Source organism: Vibrio sp. E150_011 (genome assembly GCF_053544015.1).
In genome coordinates, this window is record NZ_JBHFOL010000001.1 from 587,144 (window position 1) to 604,497 (window position 17,354).

General features: G+C 43.6%; 13 protein-coding genes. 3 read left to right on the top strand and 10 right to left on the bottom strand.

Annotated elements, in window-relative coordinates; genetic code table 11:
- Positions 1-51: 51 nt before the first annotated feature.
- The 3 genes from ACE1OE_RS02420 to ACE1OE_RS02430 are packed head-to-tail and all read right to left on the bottom strand — an operon-like array spanning position 52 to position 2,883.
- A complete protein-coding gene (locus ACE1OE_RS02420) occupies positions 52-1,536 on the bottom strand; it encodes an aldehyde dehydrogenase (RefSeq protein ID WP_449209985.1) in 1,485 nt (494 codons plus the stop codon).
- 26 nt (positions 1,537-1,562) lie between these two features.
- Positions 1,563-2,120 (bottom strand): HTH-type transcriptional regulator PuuR, encoded by a 558-nt coding sequence (gene puuR, locus ACE1OE_RS02425; protein ID WP_102468982.1) that lies wholly within the window; start codon positions 2,118-2,120, stop codon positions 1,563-1,565.
- A 16-nt stretch (positions 2,121-2,136) separates the two neighbouring features.
- Positions 2,137-2,883 carry a gamma-glutamyl-gamma-aminobutyrate hydrolase family protein gene (locus tag ACE1OE_RS02430; RefSeq protein WP_449209986.1) on the bottom strand — a complete coding sequence of 249 codons (747 nt, stop codon included), beginning with the start codon at positions 2,881-2,883 and terminating at the stop codon, positions 2,137-2,139.
- A 344-nt stretch (positions 2,884-3,227) separates the two neighbouring features.
- On the opposite strand from ACE1OE_RS02430, the gene ACE1OE_RS02435 reads away from it, so the two are divergent.
- Complete coding sequence (locus tag ACE1OE_RS02435; protein ID WP_372062462.1) at positions 3,228-4,571, top strand: glutamine synthetase family protein; 1,344 nt, start codon at positions 3,228-3,230, stop codon at positions 4,569-4,571.
- Positions 4,572-4,589: 18 nt separating this feature from the next.
- Positions 4,590-6,065, top strand: coding sequence for a Na+/H+ antiporter NhaC family protein (locus tag ACE1OE_RS02440; protein ID WP_372062461.1), 1,476 nt, complete (start codon positions 4,590-4,592; stop codon positions 6,063-6,065).
- 128 nt (positions 6,066-6,193) lie between these two features.
- Here ACE1OE_RS02440 and ACE1OE_RS02445 read toward each other — a convergent pair whose 3' ends face one another.
- From ACE1OE_RS02445 to ACE1OE_RS02455, 3 genes are all read right to left on the bottom strand, one after another.
- Positions 6,194-6,430 (bottom strand): GNAT family N-acetyltransferase, encoded by a 237-nt coding sequence (locus tag ACE1OE_RS02445; RefSeq protein ID WP_372062460.1) that lies wholly within the window; start codon positions 6,428-6,430, stop codon positions 6,194-6,196.
- A complete protein-coding gene (locus tag ACE1OE_RS02450; protein ID WP_449210104.1) occupies positions 6,427-7,008 on the bottom strand; it encodes an HD domain-containing protein in 582 nt (193 codons plus the stop codon). Before ACE1OE_RS02450 ends, ACE1OE_RS02445 begins: the two co-directional genes overlap by 4 nt.
- Before the next feature lie 118 nt (positions 7,009-7,126).
- Complete coding sequence (locus ACE1OE_RS02455; RefSeq protein ID WP_449209987.1) at positions 7,127-7,927, bottom strand: PhzF family phenazine biosynthesis protein; 801 nt, start codon at positions 7,925-7,927, stop codon at positions 7,127-7,129.
- Between the two features lie 383 nt (positions 7,928-8,310).
- Here ACE1OE_RS02455 and ACE1OE_RS02460 point away from each other — a divergent pair, with 383 nt between their 5' ends.
- Complete coding sequence (locus tag ACE1OE_RS02460) at positions 8,311-9,333, top strand: GGDEF domain-containing protein (protein WP_372062458.1); 1,023 nt, start codon at positions 8,311-8,313, stop codon at positions 9,331-9,333.
- A gap of 282 nt (positions 9,334-9,615) precedes the next feature.
- Here ACE1OE_RS02460 and ACE1OE_RS02465 read toward each other — a convergent pair whose 3' ends face one another.
- The 4 genes from ACE1OE_RS02465 to ACE1OE_RS02480 all read right to left on the bottom strand — a co-directional run bounded on the left by ACE1OE_RS02465 (position 9,616) and on the right by ACE1OE_RS02480 (position 17,284).
- The gene (locus ACE1OE_RS02465; protein WP_449209988.1) at positions 9,616-12,510 is read right to left on the bottom strand and encodes an HD-GYP domain-containing protein; all 2,895 of its coding nucleotides are present in this window, start codon (positions 12,508-12,510) and stop codon (positions 9,616-9,618) included.
- A gap of 57 nt (positions 12,511-12,567) precedes the next feature.
- Positions 12,568-15,468 carry an HD-GYP domain-containing protein gene (locus ACE1OE_RS02470; protein WP_449209989.1) on the bottom strand — a complete coding sequence of 967 codons (2,901 nt, stop codon included), beginning with the start codon at positions 15,466-15,468 and terminating at the stop codon, positions 12,568-12,570.
- Between the two features lie 281 nt (positions 15,469-15,749).
- On the bottom strand, positions 15,750-16,319 hold the full coding sequence (locus ACE1OE_RS02475) for a hypothetical protein (RefSeq protein WP_449209990.1): 570 nt from the start codon (positions 16,317-16,319) through the stop codon (positions 15,750-15,752).
- Between the two features lie 392 nt (positions 16,320-16,711).
- Positions 16,712-17,284 (bottom strand): hypothetical protein, encoded by a 573-nt coding sequence (locus tag ACE1OE_RS02480; RefSeq protein WP_449209991.1) that lies wholly within the window; start codon positions 17,282-17,284, stop codon positions 16,712-16,714.
- Positions 17,285-17,354 lie beyond the last annotated feature (70 nt).

Here is a 17,354-nt window from a genome sequence, read left to right on the forward strand (position 1 = left end):
ATAGCCTTAAACTTCGTTTATTTACGTTTGATAAACTTAAGTGCTACAGGTCTAAGGTTGGAGACGAATCCACGTCGTTTTGGTTTCTGTAAATTTTTCAATGGCGTGGATCGATTTATCTCGTCCATTTCCGCTCATTTTAAATCCACCAAATGGGACGGTCATATCGCCTTCGTTGTAGTTGTTGACCCAAACTGAACCGGCTTCTAGCTTTTTGGCGACACGATGCACTCGGTTTAGGTTATCGCTCCACAGCGCTGCGCCCAGACCGTATTTAGAGTCATTTGCGATATCGATAGCTTCTTGCTCTGTTTGAAATGAAATGACGCATAACAACGGACCAAAAATTTCTTCTTGAGCAACACGCATTTTATTGTCGACTTGATCAATCACGATAGGCTCGACAAATGCGCCAACACCCTTAACGTCACCGCCGCAGCGAACCACCGCGCCTGCGTCTTGCGCTAACTTCAAATAGCCTAAGACCTTTTCTTTGTGCTCACGGTCAATCAATGCCCCCATCGCCGAGGTTGGATCCATTGGATCTTTTGGCATAAAACGTTGCGCCGCCGTGATCACTTTGTCGATAAACACCTCTTTGATGCTCTCATGAACCAAAAGACGGGTTGCGGCTACACACACTTCACCTTGGTTGTAAAAACAACCCGCCGCGGTTTCTTCTGCTGCGCGATCAAGGTTTTCATAATCTTCAAATACGATATTGGCATTTTTGCCGCCCGCTTCAGCCCAAACACGCTTTAGATTGGTTTCACCCGAACTAATCATTAGGTGCCCCGCAACACGCGTTGAGCCGGTAAACGCGATGCAATCCACATCATTATGTCGAGCAAGAGCTTCGCCCGCTTCATGCCCAAATCCGGTCACGACTTGAAACACGCCATGTGGGATACCCGCTTCATTGGCAAGCTTGCCAAGAAAAATCGCGGTGAGTGAGGATTTTTCTGAGGGTTTGAGGATAACGCTATTACCCGCTGCAAGCGCTGGACCTAGTTTCCAACTGCCCAACCATAGAGGGAAATTCCATGGTACGACGGCAGCGACAACGCCAATGGCTTGATGGGATACGAACGCGTGGACATCTTTTTCTGTAGGCGCCACTTCGCCGTACACTTTATCGATGGCTTCGGCATACCAACGAATGGATTTTGCCGAACCAGGTATATCGGTAGACACACTGTGCGAGATTGGTTTACCCGTATCCATGGTTTCCAACATCGCTAATTCTTCGGTGTTTTCATCAATGAGCGCAGCAAACTTCATCAACACTTCTTTACGATGTGAAGGAGCACTTTGACTCCACTCTCCATCAATAAAAGCCTGCCTAGCGTACTTAACCGCAAGATCCACATCGTCAGACTGACAGCGAGGGATGTTCGCTATGATGTCGTCTGTCGCTGGATTGACGACTTCTAGCGTCTCACCTTGTGCTGCATTGCAATACTCACCGTTGAGGAAAGCTCGCTGTTCGATCGCTAATGCGTCTCTATATTCAATCCATTGTTCTTGCGTTTTCATACTCGCTCCTTGCTGACCTCAAGGTGCTAGAATGCTTTAGGCGTATGGGCACTAATCATTCTGCATGCCTTATCGGAGTGGTTGGTAAATTTATGAGGAATCGTGGTGTCGATAACATAAGACTCACCTGTTTTCACAAGATAAGTCTCGCCGTCGTATTCCAGTTCAATCTCACCGTCTAACACGGTGCCGACTTCCTCACCTTCATGTTTAATATTGGCTGACCCTGTGGTGCTATTCGGGGCATATTCCTCAATTAGAAAGCCAATTTCCTGTTTGTTGCTGCCATTGCTGACCAGCTTCATTGAGACCAACTTACTGCCTATTTCAATGAGCTCTTCTTGCTTAACCAATACCTTGATTACTTTCTCGTTCTGTTGCTCCAGCGTGAAAAACTCTGAGAGCGACAATGAAAATTCGTTCACTATTTTTTGCAACGAACTCACTGACGGACTAACTTTTCCATTCTCTATCGAAGAGATCGCACTATGTGTAATGCCGGCTCTCTCTGCTAATTCTCTTTGTGACCATCCACGCTCTTTTCTAAGTTGAGCAATATTTTTACCAATTTGGTGGTTGTCCATTTATTCGGTCCTTAAATCAATCTGAGGCGGACATAATAAATTCTTTAAATAAAATTTGTGAGAAATGATTGTGTTTGGCTTCCCATTCTGGGTGCCACTGCACGCCAACAAAGTATTTTTGCCCTGGCAAGCTAAATGCTTCAACCAATCCATCGGGTGCTTTCGCTTCCACTCGTAATGCACTTGCTAGCGTTTTAATCCCTTGGTTATGAAGGGTGTTTACCTCAAATGACTGAGTATTGTTCCATTGGGCTTGTGTTAACCATTGAGATACAACACCACCCGGTTCTACGAATACAGGATGAGCTGGTGCATACTTCTCTTCAAAGTTTTCTATTGGATTTTCACGATGATCATCATACCCAGACTCATGAACCGCAGGGTCAAGCGACCCGCCAAGCGCGACGTTCATCTCTTGGAAGCCACGACAAATGCCCAGACACGGGATATTTTTGTCTAACGCGTAACGAATGAGTGTTAGTGCCAATTCATCACGATCTTCATCTTTTTTGGCTTCTTCATGCGTACCATCATAACGGTGAGGTGCGACATTTGAATGGCTGCCAGGAAACACTAATCCATCACAAATTCCAACGATACGGTCAAACTCTGACGCTTCTATAGATGAAGGCAAAATGATTGCCGTCCCGCCAAAATCCTTAATTGCCTGAAGATAGAACTCATTTAATGACTGAATCTGGTAGCCACCTAATGACTTCCTGCAACTTACGAGTCCAATAATCGGTTTTCTAGTTTCAGACATCATTACATCCATGTTCGATTTATTTAACAAAAACCCTACAATCAGCGTGCAAAATTATCAACACCATTGTTCGAAATAGATTCCAAAATGTGACTAGCATCCCCATTTTGGTTAAAAAAAAGACTAATTTCGTTCGATATATTGAGCAAAAGAGCATCAACTGTTACAAATTAGTTAACCGATAACAAGTTAAAAACAACCAGAAATAACTAAAAACAATTTTAAATCAATAAGTTAAATTGAATTTTAATCAATAACCCTAACTTTGCCGTGGATTTTGTAGTGAAATTGTTAAGTCAGCATGGTGTAAATAACGTTACGTTGGGTAATTAGGAGTAATAAAGATGGAAGCATATCTACAGGAAGTTAAAAATTTTCGCCAAAAATGGCCAACAATCGAATACGTTGACCTTATATTCACCGACCTCAATGGCACACCACGAGGCAAGCGAATCCCAGTCAATGCGCTCGATAAACTGGCCAAAGGTGTCGCGCTTCCTCTATCAACGATTACACTCGATACAAAAGGTGCCGTCGTTGAGTCAGCTGGACTGGGGGAGGATCTAGGTGAACCTGACAATCTGTGTTTCCCTGTACTAGGTAGCTTACTGCCAACGGCTAAATCTCAAACCGGCCAGGTTTTACTGAGTATGATGGAAGATGATGGTAAAACGCCTCACCATCTCTTTATCCGTAACATTATTGAACGTATGCTTGGCCAGCTTCACAGCAACAATCAATTTCCAGTGGTTGCGCTAGAGCTTGAATTTTATTTGATTGATAAAGTACGCGGTGAAAATGGCGAACTACAAACGGCGATTAACCCAACAAAAAACCGTCGAGAACGCGACACAGAAGTCTATGATGTCGACGGGCTCGATGATTACGCTGATTTTCTAGCGGACTTAAACAACGCGGCATCTGAGCAAGGCTTAAATACTGCAGGTGCGCTATCTGAATCGGCACCGGGCCAGTTTGAGATTAACTTCAACCATTCTCAAGATGTACTCCGCGTGTGTGATGAAATCATCTTTTCTAAGCGTCTTATCAAGCAAGTCGCGCACAAACATGGCTTTGATGCGACCTTTATGGCCAAGCCATTCCTTGAAGAAGCAGGCAATGGCCAGCACATGCACTTAAGTCTCGTTGATAGCAACGGTGACAACCTCTTCACCCAATCTGATGACTCTGCGAGTCCGCTCTTTTATCAAACCCTAACGGCAATGCTATCGCACATTTCTGATGCCATGGCGCTGCTATGTCCCAACGTTAACTCCTACCGTCGCTTTGTCCCTGGTGCGTACGTACCGACCAAAGCTGACTGGGGCGAAAACCATCGCGGTGTTGCCCTTCGAATTCCCATTAGTGACGGTAAAAACCGTCGTATAGAGCACCGAATTGCAGGTGCCGATGTGAACCCATACATTCTCGCTGCCGTAGTACTTTCAGCCGTATTAGCGAGTAATAATTATAACCAAGATCAATGTCCTCCGGCTCTGAGCGATAATGCTGTTGACTTACCTACCCGTATGTCTGACGCCCTAACTCAATTAGAAAGCAGTGAGTTAGGTGAATATTTCTCGAAGGACTTCATTGACCTCTATCTTGCTTGCAAACGAAGTGAACTCGTTGAGTTTGAGCGCATTATCACGCCGCTAGAAATCGACTGGATGTTACACTCGGCATAACAGAAGGAATTTGTTTTTATGACTACGCAAACCAAGGCGCTGGACGCGCCATTCAAGTTAAGCAGTAAACATGTCGCGGTAAGCTTATCGATTGTGTTTCTGTTCATTACTTTTACTACGATCGGCCTAAATCACGTCCCCGGTGAGAGCTATGGGTGGATGAGCCTATTACCCACCAGTTTAGTGCTTGTCTTCGCTCTGACTACGCACCGTACCGTTGAAGCTCTATTTAGTGGCACAATTGCAGGCGTTCTACTGATTAATCCTTCAGAGGCCGTTCAACAGATTGTTGGCATTTCTATGGATGTCATGATGAACGAAACCATTGCATGGATTATTCTCGTGTGCGGTTTGATGGGGGGACTCATCGCTGTTCTTGAAAAAGGCGGTAGCATTCTCAGTTTCAGTGACATGCTCGTCAATAAAGTAAAAAGCCGTAATCAATCGCTTTTAATGACCTTTTTCCTCGGTATTTTGATCTTTATTGATGACTACTTAAATGCGATTGCTATCTCTTCATCGATGAAAAAAATCACCGACAGCTACCAAGTTTCTCGTGAGAAACTGGCGTATATGGTGGATTCAACGGCCGCCCCAATCTGTATATTAGTGCCGATCTCCACTTGGGCCATCTTCTTTAGCTCGTTATTAGAAGCGAATGGCGTCGCCGAACCGGGTCAAGGGATAGCCGCTTATATACAAGCCATTCCTTACATGGCTTACGGCTGGGTTACCCTCATCATTGTATTCTTAGTCGCAATGGGCAAAATGCCAGATCTCGGCGCAATGAAAACGGCAGAAGCGAGAGCAAAAGCGGGTCAAGTGAAGCCAGATGGCGCCACCGATATTGATTTTGGCGCTGACATTAAAGCGCATTCAAATCCAACCATGGGTTTGATCAACTTCATGCTGCCAATGATTGTTCTTGTCGGTGCGAGTTGGTATTTTGGTATTGACCTATTAGCAGGCGTATTCGTCGCCATTGTCTTTACCATCTGTTTCTATGGCATCCAAAAACTCGTCACAATGAACGAGCTATTTGATGCAGTCTATGACGGTATCAAGGTGATGTTGTTACCTCTAGCAACCGTGATCGGCGGCTTTATGCTAAAGAGCGTCAACGACTCACTGGGGCTTACTCAGTTTGTTATCGAAACGGCAAGTCCGTACTTGTCAGCGCAATATTTTCCAGCACTGATCTTCTTGATTACGGGTGGCTTGGTGTTTGCGTCAGCATCATCATGGGGAACATTTGCGGTAGCAATGCCAATTATTTTACCACTAGCTAACCAAATTGGTGTTCCATTGCACCTTACCATTGCAGCGATGCTTTCGGCGTCTGCGGCAGGGAGTCACTCATGCTTCTTTAGTGACTCTACCGTGCTGTCCGCACAGGGCTCTGGCTGTACATCAATGCAACACGCCACCACCCAGTTTCCATACGCATTGATCGGTATTGTTGCTACTACCCTATTCTTTATCGTGGTTGCCTAAGTTAAGAGATAGGCTCCAAAGGTAAGACTAAAAAGGGATGCCACTCAGCCGGCATCCCTTTTCTTTATTTCTCTATTTGCTTGCTTTAGCTTTGAGCTTTTAGCCGAAATGAAGCGACATAAATCTTTCTATTTTAAAGCTTTAGCGACATACCAACAGTCGGCTTCAATGTCATAACGCTGCTCTCGCGCCCAGCTCAACCCTTCTTCTACCAACTGTTTAGCTACACCTTGACCGCGAAAGGCATCCGGAACGAACGTATGAGTAAAGTTAACCGTATTGCCCGTCAGTTTGTAATCTAATACGCCTTCCTGACCCTCTTTACTGTACACAAATCGCTTCCTATCCATCTGGTGTTCAATCATGATATTTCTCTGCTTAACTGCGCTAAATAATATTGCATACATTCGACTCGGTTTTGTGCTTCAGCATGACCTGCCGAGGTATTCATTGTGTCTGAAATCGAAAACAACTTGGTATAAAAATGATCCAGCGTAAACTGACTATCGTCGGGGGTTCTCTCACGGCAAAATGGGTCGTCATTTGAATACAGGGTTCGCTGTAAACTCGCCGATACTTGAATACAACGTGTTATCCCAATCGCCCCCAACGCATCAAGCCGATCGGCATCTTGCACGATCATGGCTTCACGCGTAGTCGGTGCCACATTTGCAGAATAACTGTGTGCAACGATGGCGTGATGAATAGCGTTTAAATACTGATTTGGGTAATGAATACTCGATAAAAATTCGCAGGCTTTATCCGCGGCGATAAAAGCGCTGTGTTTTCTGTCAGGATGGTCTTTGGGGTAAGTGAAGCAATCGTGCAGATATGCCGCTGGCAGCACGACACATAAATCGCCACCTTCTGTCTCAGAAAGGCGGGTCGCAGTATTGACCACTCTAGCAACATGTTGAATATCATGTGCCGCATCCGTCACCATTTCCTGTTGAATAAATCTCAGTAATGCGGGCTTCCAAGTCTCGTTAAATGCGGCCTCACTAAGCTGAGTTTCATTCAATGGGCTTTCATTGAATATAGTTTTATCAAGCACTGTATTATCAGACACTGATTTCACCACGGATCAACGTGACGGCCTGACCGGTCAACTCAATTCTATCTTCTTTCAGCATCATCGCGACATAGCCACCACGCTCTGAGGCTTGGTAACCGACAAGTGAGCATTTATTTAGTTGCTTAGCCCAGTAAGGCGCCAATGCGCAATACGCGGAACCGGTCACTGGGTCTTCATCAACACCAACCCATGGAGCAAAATAACGGGCAATAAAATCAATGTCGGTACGGTTCGATTGTGCGGTAAGCACCATCGCGCGACCTTCGCATGCCACGAGCTGGTGATAATTTGGTGTAACCTGACGCAAATGCTCTTCATGCTTCAATACGACAAAATCTTTCCCTCCCTCAAATTCTCCCCAGAACACCACATCATCTTGTTTTAGGCCTAACGCTTCACATTTATGTTGTGTGCTTTTTGAGGTTTCTTCTGCACGATATAAAGGAAAGTCGAGCGAGATACGTTCACCTGTTTTCTGCGCATGAAGATCACCCGATAAGGTGTGGAAGGTAACCTTACCATCTGCGTCAAGTAAGCCTTTTTCGTCCATGACTTTGACTGTGGCTAATGTTCCATGACCACATAACGCCACTTCAACCTTGGGCGTAAACCAACGGAGTCGATTATCAGAAAGTGACAAAAACGCAGTTTCTGATATAGCCATTTCCTTGGCAATAGACAACATCAATGATGCCGGTAATGGTGACTCTGTAATACAAACACCAGCGGGGTTCCCCTTAAAGGGTTCGCTAGTAAATGCATTTACCTGATATATCGATAACTGCATGAATACTCCTTATAAACAGTCCTTAATGTCAATGATAGATAAATACAGACAACAGCGTGCAGTTTATCTTGGATAATTGTCGTTTATGTCAAAATGATTCCATAATTTGATAAACCCGACTTTATTACTTCCAATCCAATCCAAATATTGTCTTCATCCTCAATTTACAATAATTAGCATCAATAAATAAAAGAATAAAACAGGGTAAACACCAAGCTTTTGAATCAAAAATGAGGTCCATTTTCAAAAACTGAGTAATCAAAAGTGACAAATTAAAGAACTCATTAGATAATCACAACCTAGAGCAGCGCATTGTCAATCTGTACTTGTCACATTCAAACAATTCGCAAATGGAAAAATGTGTTAGGGACTAGTAAGAAACCATGAAAAAAAACGATTTCCAAAAATCAGCCGCGAATCTGAAAAAAGCAGTACCACTGATGGTTAAACACCATGTGCCTGCGACGCCTGCCAATTATGCTTTGTGGTACACCTACGTTGAACAAACGATTCCAGAGCTAAACCATGAAGTAGACTCTCTTCTTACCGAGCATAATGTGCTGCCTCCCGTTCGTTCCGTCGAGTTATATCGAGAACACATATCCGGCAAAGCGACAGTAGATCTAACTCACTTGAAAACAAACTTGGAAGCATTGGTCACTGAAGTCTCCAGCTCAATGACCGACGCCATTTCAGACACCTCTGACTTTTCGAAGATCTTAAGCAAAAGCTTTGATGACATTAGTTCCAGCATCGATGCTAACAATAATCCAACACTGGATGAAGTCATGCCGCTGATACAGGATCTTGTCGACGATGCGAATGATATTCGGCACTCAACTGACTTTATTCACAATCAACTTAAAAATGCCAGCGACGAAATCAGCCGCCTTAAAACACAGCTAGCAAAAGTACAATGCAATGCCATGTTTGATAGTTTGACGTCCATTTATAACCGTGGGGCCTTTGACACCGATCTGACGATGTTTTGCGATGCCAAACAGCCAATGAGCCTAATTTTTCTTGATATTGACCACTTTAAGAAGTTCAACGATGATCTTGGGCATCTATTTGGAGACACCATCTTAAAAGGCATTGCTCAGCGCCTTAAACAAGCCTGCAAGGGAGGCATCAGTGCTTACCGCTTTGGTGGTGAGGAGTTTGCCCTGATCGTGCCAAACAAATCGTTGCGTGTAGCTCGCCAAATGGCAGAAGCGGTTCGGTTATCGATAGAAAAAATGGCCATTACCGATCGAAAAACAGGCAATAAAATGGGCAATGTGACGGCTTCTTTTGGGGTCGCTGAGTTTGCAGAGGGAGATACCTACGAAGACCTAGTCGGCAGAGCAGACAAGCAACTTTACGATGCAAAACGCTCTGGCCGCAATCGTGTCATGCCGTTCTAACAAACATACACCATCGTACGGTATTGTTTTTATTAATAATATTGTACTTTAGGTGATGCTATTTCTCGAGATGACATTGTTCCGAGATAATATAGTTTTTCGTTTTTCTAAATTAATTAGCTTACCCGCAGTAATACAGTTTTGGTCCACAATTTAACCAAAGCTGCATCAGCGTTTTATAAAAATACCATTACTTACAAATCGATCTATTGCCAGCACATGCATTGAGCATGCGCTCAATCTAATTCCCCCAATTACCACGTGCAATAACCTTGCGGACATTTATAAATAATCCGCAATATTGACGTCATCAATTTGACTGGCTTTTAAGAATTTTTCAGCAAAGACTAAGTAAACACCGGACTCTAAAAACAACGTAAATAACGATTGATCTAAGTGATTGTCTTTTACCATGAAAGACATAATACGCAGAGATTCTGAAAGTGTTTTCGGAGTCTTGTACGGCCTATCCGCACTGGTTAATGCCTCAAAAACATCGGCAAGTGCCATAATCCGTGCAGTTACCGGCATATCTTCACCATTGAGCCCAAGTGGGTATCCTGTTCCATCTATTTTTTCATGATGTCCGCCAGCAATACTCGGCACATTACTCATTGATTTAGGAAACGGTAAGCTCTCTAGCATCTTTATGGTTTCTACAATATGATTGTTAATGATATAGCGTTCTTCATCATTCAACGTCCCTCTCTTAATGGATAAATTATAGACCTCACCCAATCTGTTTTGATAATCTGGCTTCTTCAAATTAAAGCGCTTGTCAGAAACCAACTGCCGCTTCCATGGCACATTGTGTGCACTCGCATCGACCAGCACAGACTCACTTGCTCCAGGTTCAAACGCTTCGTCACCGTATCGGCTACGCTCTTCCCAAGAAAGCCCTAAGCGTTCATCTATTGTTTTTTTCCACTGCTTTTGAGCAACAACGTGCAAACGAGCAATCGCGTCGTCGTCAAGGAACTCGCCACCAAGATTGATTTGAGCAATAAAAGAAAAATCGTCGTCCAACTGCCGCCACTCTTTCTCTAGGCTCTGCTTATAGTGCCCCTCTAATGGCCTACCCAACGCATTCGACAGCGTTGCAATATGAGCATCGCGCTTTAATACTTCAAAACGAGTGCGAACCTCATGGATTCGGTTATAAATTGTTTCTAGCTTCGTTGCTTTATCTACAACATGTTCCGGCGTCGTGACCTTTCCACAATCATGTAACCATGCCGCTAAATGCAACTCCTGCCATTGATCTTCGCTGAGTGTAAAATCATTAAAAGCCTCAGACTGAGAATTGACTGCCGCTTGTGTCAACATTTCCGTCAACACGGGCACTCGTTGGCAATGATTTCCGGTATATGGTGACTTGGTATCCACCGCCCCAGCCATCACCTCGATAAATGACTGCATGAGCGCTTTCTGGTCTTCGAGTATCTGCTTCGTTTCAATCGCTACCGACGCATACTCTGCTAAAGCATCAATGTACGGCCCTTTGCGTTTGAGAAGGTCATCAATCGCTGCTGAATCCACCAACAACCCAAAACCACCTAATAAGTGCTCGCGTCTATCAAATAACGGAATAAAAAGAAATGACTCATCTTTCAACATGCCATCTACTAGTGCTTGGGCGGCGTGGTATTCATAAACAATCGGCTGTTTATTGGTGAGAACACGATATTTAAATGCTTCTAATTCTGAATCATTTATGTCAATAGTCTTCAACGACTCGACATCGAGGACATCACCGCTTTTCGTTAACACGCAATGTGGCTTCAAATTCGTACTGGCGTCGCAAAGATAAAGATAACTGACGGTCGCGCCTGTCGATTGCAATGCTTCGCTACTCAGTAATTCCAGTAACCTTTCAAGATCTTGAACCTTGGCGATATTTTTAGTGAGCGTTAAGAAACTGGCAATGGTTTGCTGCATTGCATACAACGACAGCGAAAGTTCGTGTATTTCCTTTATATAAGAGCCTTTCACTCCACCAAGATTAAAATCAAATCGTTCTATGCGTCGTGCTCGCTCTGTGGCGATTTTTATCGGATTGGATATGCGTTGAGCAATGGCATAAACAAAAGGTAATGACACACATAAAACAATCAATGAGGCATAAATGGACGTTTTTGCGATAGCTTGTGATTTCCCAAGCAGTTCATCCGATTTCACTACCATCAATAAATACAGGTTGTGTCCGGAATGACTGGGGGATTGTTCTATACGGCCAATCCAGGTCTCACCTAAGGCCTCAAATTGAACGGAGCGGTTTACCACTAAACCTATTTTGGAAACGGCTTCTTTCACGACGGGATTCGCAATATCATCAAGGTGTAAATAACCACTTTTCCGTACTTCCTCTTCGACATCAATGAGTGTTGGATTGCTGTAAGCATATAATCGGTAACTTCCATCAAATAGCACTCGAAAAGAAGATTTTCTTGTGACCGATTCAGCCAAGACACTCGATATTTGTTCAAGAGTAAGGTCCGCTGCAACCACAGCGCCATTGGCCGCTCGTTTAGAAAATGTCGTTCCTATTTTATCAATCAACGGGAAATAATAAGGATCTGAAAGTAACAATTCATCCCTAATTGCATCCTTGTACCATTGTTGGTCTTGTGGAATAAAATGCAACTTAGTCCTTAATTCTGTCTTAACCACTTGATACGTATTATCGAACTCGTAACTCATCAACCGGTTATCAGCGTTCGAGTAGTTAAATACAATAAACTTCGTTTCAGGCTTAACCTTTAATGCCGCTCGCATCATTGGGTTATAGGGTTGGTAAGCAATGAGAAAATCGCCACTAGGAAAGACCATAGAATAAGATAATACATAGGGGCTTGATGAGAGAAGGCTGATCATCTCAGGCATAGCACCGAGTCGCTCATTAGCATCTTGATGCCGAGATAATTCTCCTTGAGACAAGGCTTCCACGATAGCTAATGCCGGCTGATAATGAATGGCTAAATTGGATTGTGTCTCTTTAGCAATACGATCAAACAGATGTTCATTCGCATCTAATAAGACCTGACTCAATCCATTTTGAGTTAACCAAATTTGTACCCCACTAACCGTGAGAATAATGGCTAAGAACAGGCTAGTAATGTGAACGTGTAGTGGATACCTTAACCTAGACCAACTCCACCACTTATTTCCCTCAGCCATTAAGCCTTCCCTGCTTATTATTATGATAATAAGAAGAATAGGTTAGCTTTCTCTATTTCACACTTTCTTCGTCGATAAATAGGGTTGTACATCCTTGACGTCTATCTGTTCAAGTTTGATATGCACTTGCGCGTAATCTAAATAGACGTTAGATGTCAGGAACAACTCAAAAAGGGCACCATCTAAATGCCCATCATTCACCATCACCCTCATAATCGCCAAGGTTTCTGACAACTTTTTAGGTTGCTTGTAAGGCCGGTCTTGACTCGTCAATGCCTCAAAGACATCGGCAATCGCCATTGCCCTGGCGGCGACAGGAAGCTCGCTTGCAACTAACCCTAGTGGATACCCTTTTCCATCAATCCTTTCGTGGTGACTGCCTGCCAATAACGGAACATTGGTCATGTGCTTAGGAAAGGGCAAACGTTCCAGCATTCTTAATGTCGCAATCATGTGACTATTGATGATATAACGCTCTTCTTCGTTTAACGTGCCTTTGCGCACCGATAAGTTATAGAGCTCACCCAAGTTATTTTGATGCTCGCCAGGCTTAATAACAAACCTAGGCTCTCTTTCTGGATCTTTTTCCCACGCCACCAGATGCTGCACACCATCGCTTAATATCGGTTCTTTGTTGCCTACTATCGATACTGACGTGTCATACCGGGATAACTCTTCCCACGATAACCCTAAGCGAGAATCAATCGTTGCTGTCCATGTTTGTTTTGCGATGGCATTGATTCGCTCTAGAGCCTCGATGGTGAGGTACTCATCACCGGTATTCGCTTTCGCGATGATGGCGAAATCGTCATCTATTTGTTGTTTCTTCGCCTCCAACTCCTGCCATTGCTCTGACGTTAAATTGGTGGAATAGCGTTTGTACATGCTCAACTCAGCGTCTCGCTTAAGTATTTCAAACCGCATCCGCACCTCATGAATACGGTTATAAATCGTTTCCAGTTTGGTCGCTTTATCAATGACATGTTCTGGTGTAGTCACTTTTCCGCAGTCATGCAACCAAGCGGCGACATGCAGCTCTTCCCATTGTTCTTTGGTCATTGAAAAGGCCTCAAACGGCCCTTTTTCCTGCTGTTGCGCAGCCATTGTTAACATCTCAGTGAGCACAGGGACACGCTGGCAGTGGTTGCCGGTATAAGGTGATTTGGTATCAATCGCTTCCGCCATGACTTGAATAAACGAATCCAATAGCGCTTTCTGACTTGCCAGCATCGCCTGTGTCTCGATAGTCACCGAGGCATAAGCAGCAAGCGTTTCAATATATTCAAGGTTTTCCATCAACACAAAATCTTCATGTGCTTTATCAAAACCGAGCCCTAACGCCCCTATCACTTTTTGTTGTCGGTCAATAAGAGGGATGAACAAAACACTGTCTGTTTCACTATCTCTTTTTACGAGTTCACTGACTTCATCATGCGGTACGTAAACCGATTTTTTTTGTCTGAAAAGCCGCTCTAAATCACCTTGCAGTAGCGGATCATCCAGTCGCAAAGACGGAACGGTTGCAAGCTCAACATCATCGTGGCTTTTTAACTTGATGAAACGAAGTTCCAGCAACGTTTCCTCATTATTTAGAAGGTAAATATAGGTACTGTTCGCATGAGTTGCTTCAGCGGTTTCACTGCAAACTAGTGCAAGCAATCGCTCTAGGTCATATTCTTTTGCCATTGAATTGGTGAGGGACAGAAAACGTCGAATCGTGGATTGCATTGCTGAGAACGAGTCAGACATTTCTTTTATTTCAGCTACTTGGGATGTGTTTTGAGAACCATCATTGAATCTAAAATGTTGAATTGATTTTGCTTTCTCACTGGCCTGGCGTATAGGTTTTGCCAACCACTGAGACATGTAATAGATGCACGGTAACGCGAACAGCAACGCAATAAACGAACCCACTAAAGAATACCGAGCGACACTATTCGCATCTTTCAGTAACTGTTCCGCTTTTACCGCCATCGCTAGGTTAAAATTTTGTTGGTCTGTCCCTTCAAATCGGTCAACTTTCACCACCCATCTCTCGCCCTTGTATTGGACCTCCCTCGCGGGTTCACCGAATTTTCTATGTCGCAAGGTTTTATTGATCAGCGGGTGGGCAATATCATCAACAGTGAGTGTGCTCGTGCTTCGAATAGCATCCCTGACATCAAACAACTCGGGCTGACTAAAGCCATACACATGCCCTTCATCGTCATACAATAAGCGAAGCGCATCTCTTGCCTCTGTCGCATCTTGAAGTACTTTCGACACCTGACTCAGGGTTAGATCGGCACCAAATACGGCTCCGTTTGTTGCACGTCGAAAAATAGAGATACCGCTTTGTCCTATAATGGGCATGAAATACGGTTCAGATACTTGAGTTTTCGTTGTCGCCGCATTTCGATACCAAACAGAACGCCTAATATCGATACTGTTGTAAGGTATTGTCACGCTTGATAAGTGCACCTGCTGTGCATTATAGGATCTTCTTTCTATGAGGTTGCTTTTGGCATCAAAACTTAACGCTGCAAATTCTGCACTTGGACTAAGTTGCATCAGGTGACGCAAACGTTCATTAGTAATTCGGACCACAGTAAACCAATCACCATTGGGGTAACCAACCACGAATAATGTGAGGAATCGGTTGGTATGCAATTGTGAAATAAGCTCAGACGCAAATGAAAATCTGGCTTGTGCATCATTTGCTCTTACTAGCGCGGTGGACGAATAGGTATCCACCGTCGTAAAAACTGGCGAAAATTGGTAATTTAAGTCCGTTCTTGCCTCACTGGCAATTCTCTCAAATAGGTTTTCATTGGCGTTGAGTAAGACCTTGTTCAAACTTGCCTGCGTAATCCAAATTTGCACACCACAGATGACAATGACCAACGCAACAAACATCAAGGTGATGTGTACATGAAGTGGCAAGGGACGCTTAAGATTGGTAACAAAACGCTTTAACATAATGGCTAACTAATTGTGTTTTAGGTATATAGGGCGCAAGAACACTGCGGAACGGACACGTAACTGATGCTCCGTAAGATTAGTCGACTTGCGGGTATGTGAAAAGCTTTGATTGGTGAAAATAAAAAAGCCCCCCTGTAGCAGGGAGGCAAATATACTATCCATCTTGATTGTTTAGTCATTTATTACTGTACCAATTACGTATTGCTCGCCGCTCTTAGTATTACGCAATAAAAAACTCAACTATCAATGGATAAGTAACTTGCTACGAGTGTGGTGTATTAAAATACGATTTGATAACTCAACGTATAATCATCACCATTTTTCGCCGTATATTCTTTGACCTCACTGCATGCTCTTGGCTTACCCTTTCCATCACCTTGAACCAAACTTACCCAATGTCGAATACCCGATGTCAATGAGCGCTCACTATGGCTAAATGTAGTACAAGTCTCGAGCTGTACGTCATCAATACTCACCAACTCAAGGTATCCCGTCCCCTTACGAAATCCCATCGCAACTTCGACATGAGTACCACTTTCATCACGAAATAATATGGATTGCGGAGCGCATTTGTCACCGGTATAAGCGATAAAATGTTTGGCATGTTTGAGGCCACTGTGCTGACCATTTTTGAAATAGGCTTGAACGTGTCGATAGTCTATCTCGTAACTCACCACATCTTCGTGCGATCCGCTATCTAATGGGAACAACGTGTCTAACAGTTGCTTTGCCTTTTCTTGTTTTTTTGATTGCTCATCAGACTTGACCATTTCCACGGCAAACACGGCTTCGGCGATAAATGTTATAGGGTTATTTTGTTTTGTCTTATCGAATGTCAGCATGTTCATAGTCTCTTCCTTCTACGGCAAATTCATCCCTACTAAGCAAAGGTTCCAACAACGGTGTCTACTGTCGTTCGTTGTCGTTTTGCTTACCACCTAGACTACACACTTTTTTAAAACAATTTCACAACAAAAATTTCACGGTGTTAATTTTACAAAATCACGCCAAAAATTGACTTAAAATTCAAATAAAATGCATATTAATCGGGCAAGTCACACGGTATTTTTTAACCTATCAAGACGTTGATTAGACAGCCTACTCTAACATCACCCACATTTAGCGGCCTCCACAACAAAAAGGCCTCCCCAAAACAGGAAGGCCATTTATTGATAATCGGCAGTATTCAATCAAAAAGTACAATATTGGCTGTCACATTGCGTGTTGTACGTCAGTACCCTTAGGACGCAAAACTAAAATTCAAAGTATAATCGTCGCCATTTTTAGCGGTGTATTCTTTATCTTCGCTACTTGCCCTTGGACGGCCCTGTTCATCACCTTGAACCAAACTCACCCAATGTCGAATTCCAGAGGCATGGGCATGCTCTGTTCGACTGAATGTCGTGCACGTTTCAAGTTGTACGTCATTTATCTCTACAAGCTCTAAGGAACCGGTACCTCTGCGACTACCGATCATGACTTCAACATGAGTGCCACTTTCATCACGAAACAATATTGATTCCGGTGAACATTTATCGCCCAAAAACGCGATAAAATGCTTGGCACGTTTTAGCCCACTGTGTTCACCGTTTTTGAAATACGCAAGAACATGTCGATAATCAATCTCGTAACTTACTACATCCTCATGTGAGCCGCTTTCAAGTGGAAACAAAGTATCAAGCAGTTGTTTTGCCATTTTTTGTTTTTCTAACTGCTCATCGGCTTTAACCATTTCCACAGCGAACACAGCTTCTGCGATAAACGTTGAGTGGTTTCTGTGTAATTCTGTCTTATCGAATGTCAGCATGTTCATAATTATCGTCCTTTTGTCGCCGCCAAATCAAAATAGAGCAAATGCACTAAACGGATGTTTAAATTTATAT

Bases quoted from the DNA above. Each gene is read 5' to 3' on its own strand.
- puuR (WP_102468982.1), bottom strand. From the start codon at position 2,120: ATGGACAACCACCAAATTGGTAAAAATATTGCTCAACTTAGAAAAGAG.
- ACE1OE_RS02445 (WP_372062460.1), bottom strand. From the start codon at position 6,430: ATGATTGAACACCAGATGGATAGGAAGCGATTTGTGTACAGTAAAGAG.
- ACE1OE_RS02465 (WP_449209988.1), bottom strand. From the start codon at position 12,510: ATGGCTGAGGGAAATAAGTGGTGGAGTTGGTCTAGGTTAAGGTATCCA.
- ACE1OE_RS02440 (WP_372062461.1), top strand. From the start codon at position 4,590: ATGACTACGCAAACCAAGGCGCTGGACGCGCCATTCAAGTTAAGCAGT.
- ACE1OE_RS02470 (WP_449209989.1), bottom strand. From the start codon at position 15,468: ATGTTAAAGCGTTTTGTTACCAATCTTAAGCGTCCCTTGCCACTTCAT.
- ACE1OE_RS02480 (WP_449209991.1), bottom strand. From the start codon at position 17,284: ATGAACATGCTGACATTCGATAAGACAGAATTACACAGAAACCACTCA.
- ACE1OE_RS02430 (WP_449209986.1), bottom strand. From the start codon at position 2,883: ATGTCTGAAACTAGAAAACCGATTATTGGACTCGTAAGTTGCAGGAAG.
- ACE1OE_RS02460 (WP_372062458.1), top strand. From the start codon at position 8,311: ATGAAAAAAAACGATTTCCAAAAATCAGCCGCGAATCTGAAAAAAGCA.
- ACE1OE_RS02455 (WP_449209987.1), bottom strand. From the start codon at position 7,927: ATGCAGTTATCGATATATCAGGTAAATGCATTTACTAGCGAACCCTTT.
- ACE1OE_RS02435 (WP_372062462.1), top strand. From the start codon at position 3,228: ATGGAAGCATATCTACAGGAAGTTAAAAATTTTCGCCAAAAATGGCCA.
- ACE1OE_RS02475 (WP_449209990.1), bottom strand. From the start codon at position 16,319: ATGAACATGCTGACATTCGATAAGACAAAACAAAATAACCCTATAACA.
- ACE1OE_RS02420 (WP_449209985.1), bottom strand. From the start codon at position 1,536: ATGAAAACGCAAGAACAATGGATTGAATATAGAGACGCATTAGCGATC.
- ACE1OE_RS02450 (WP_449210104.1), bottom strand. From the start codon at position 7,008: ATGGTGACGGATGCGGCACATGATATTCAACATGTTGCTAGAGTGGTC.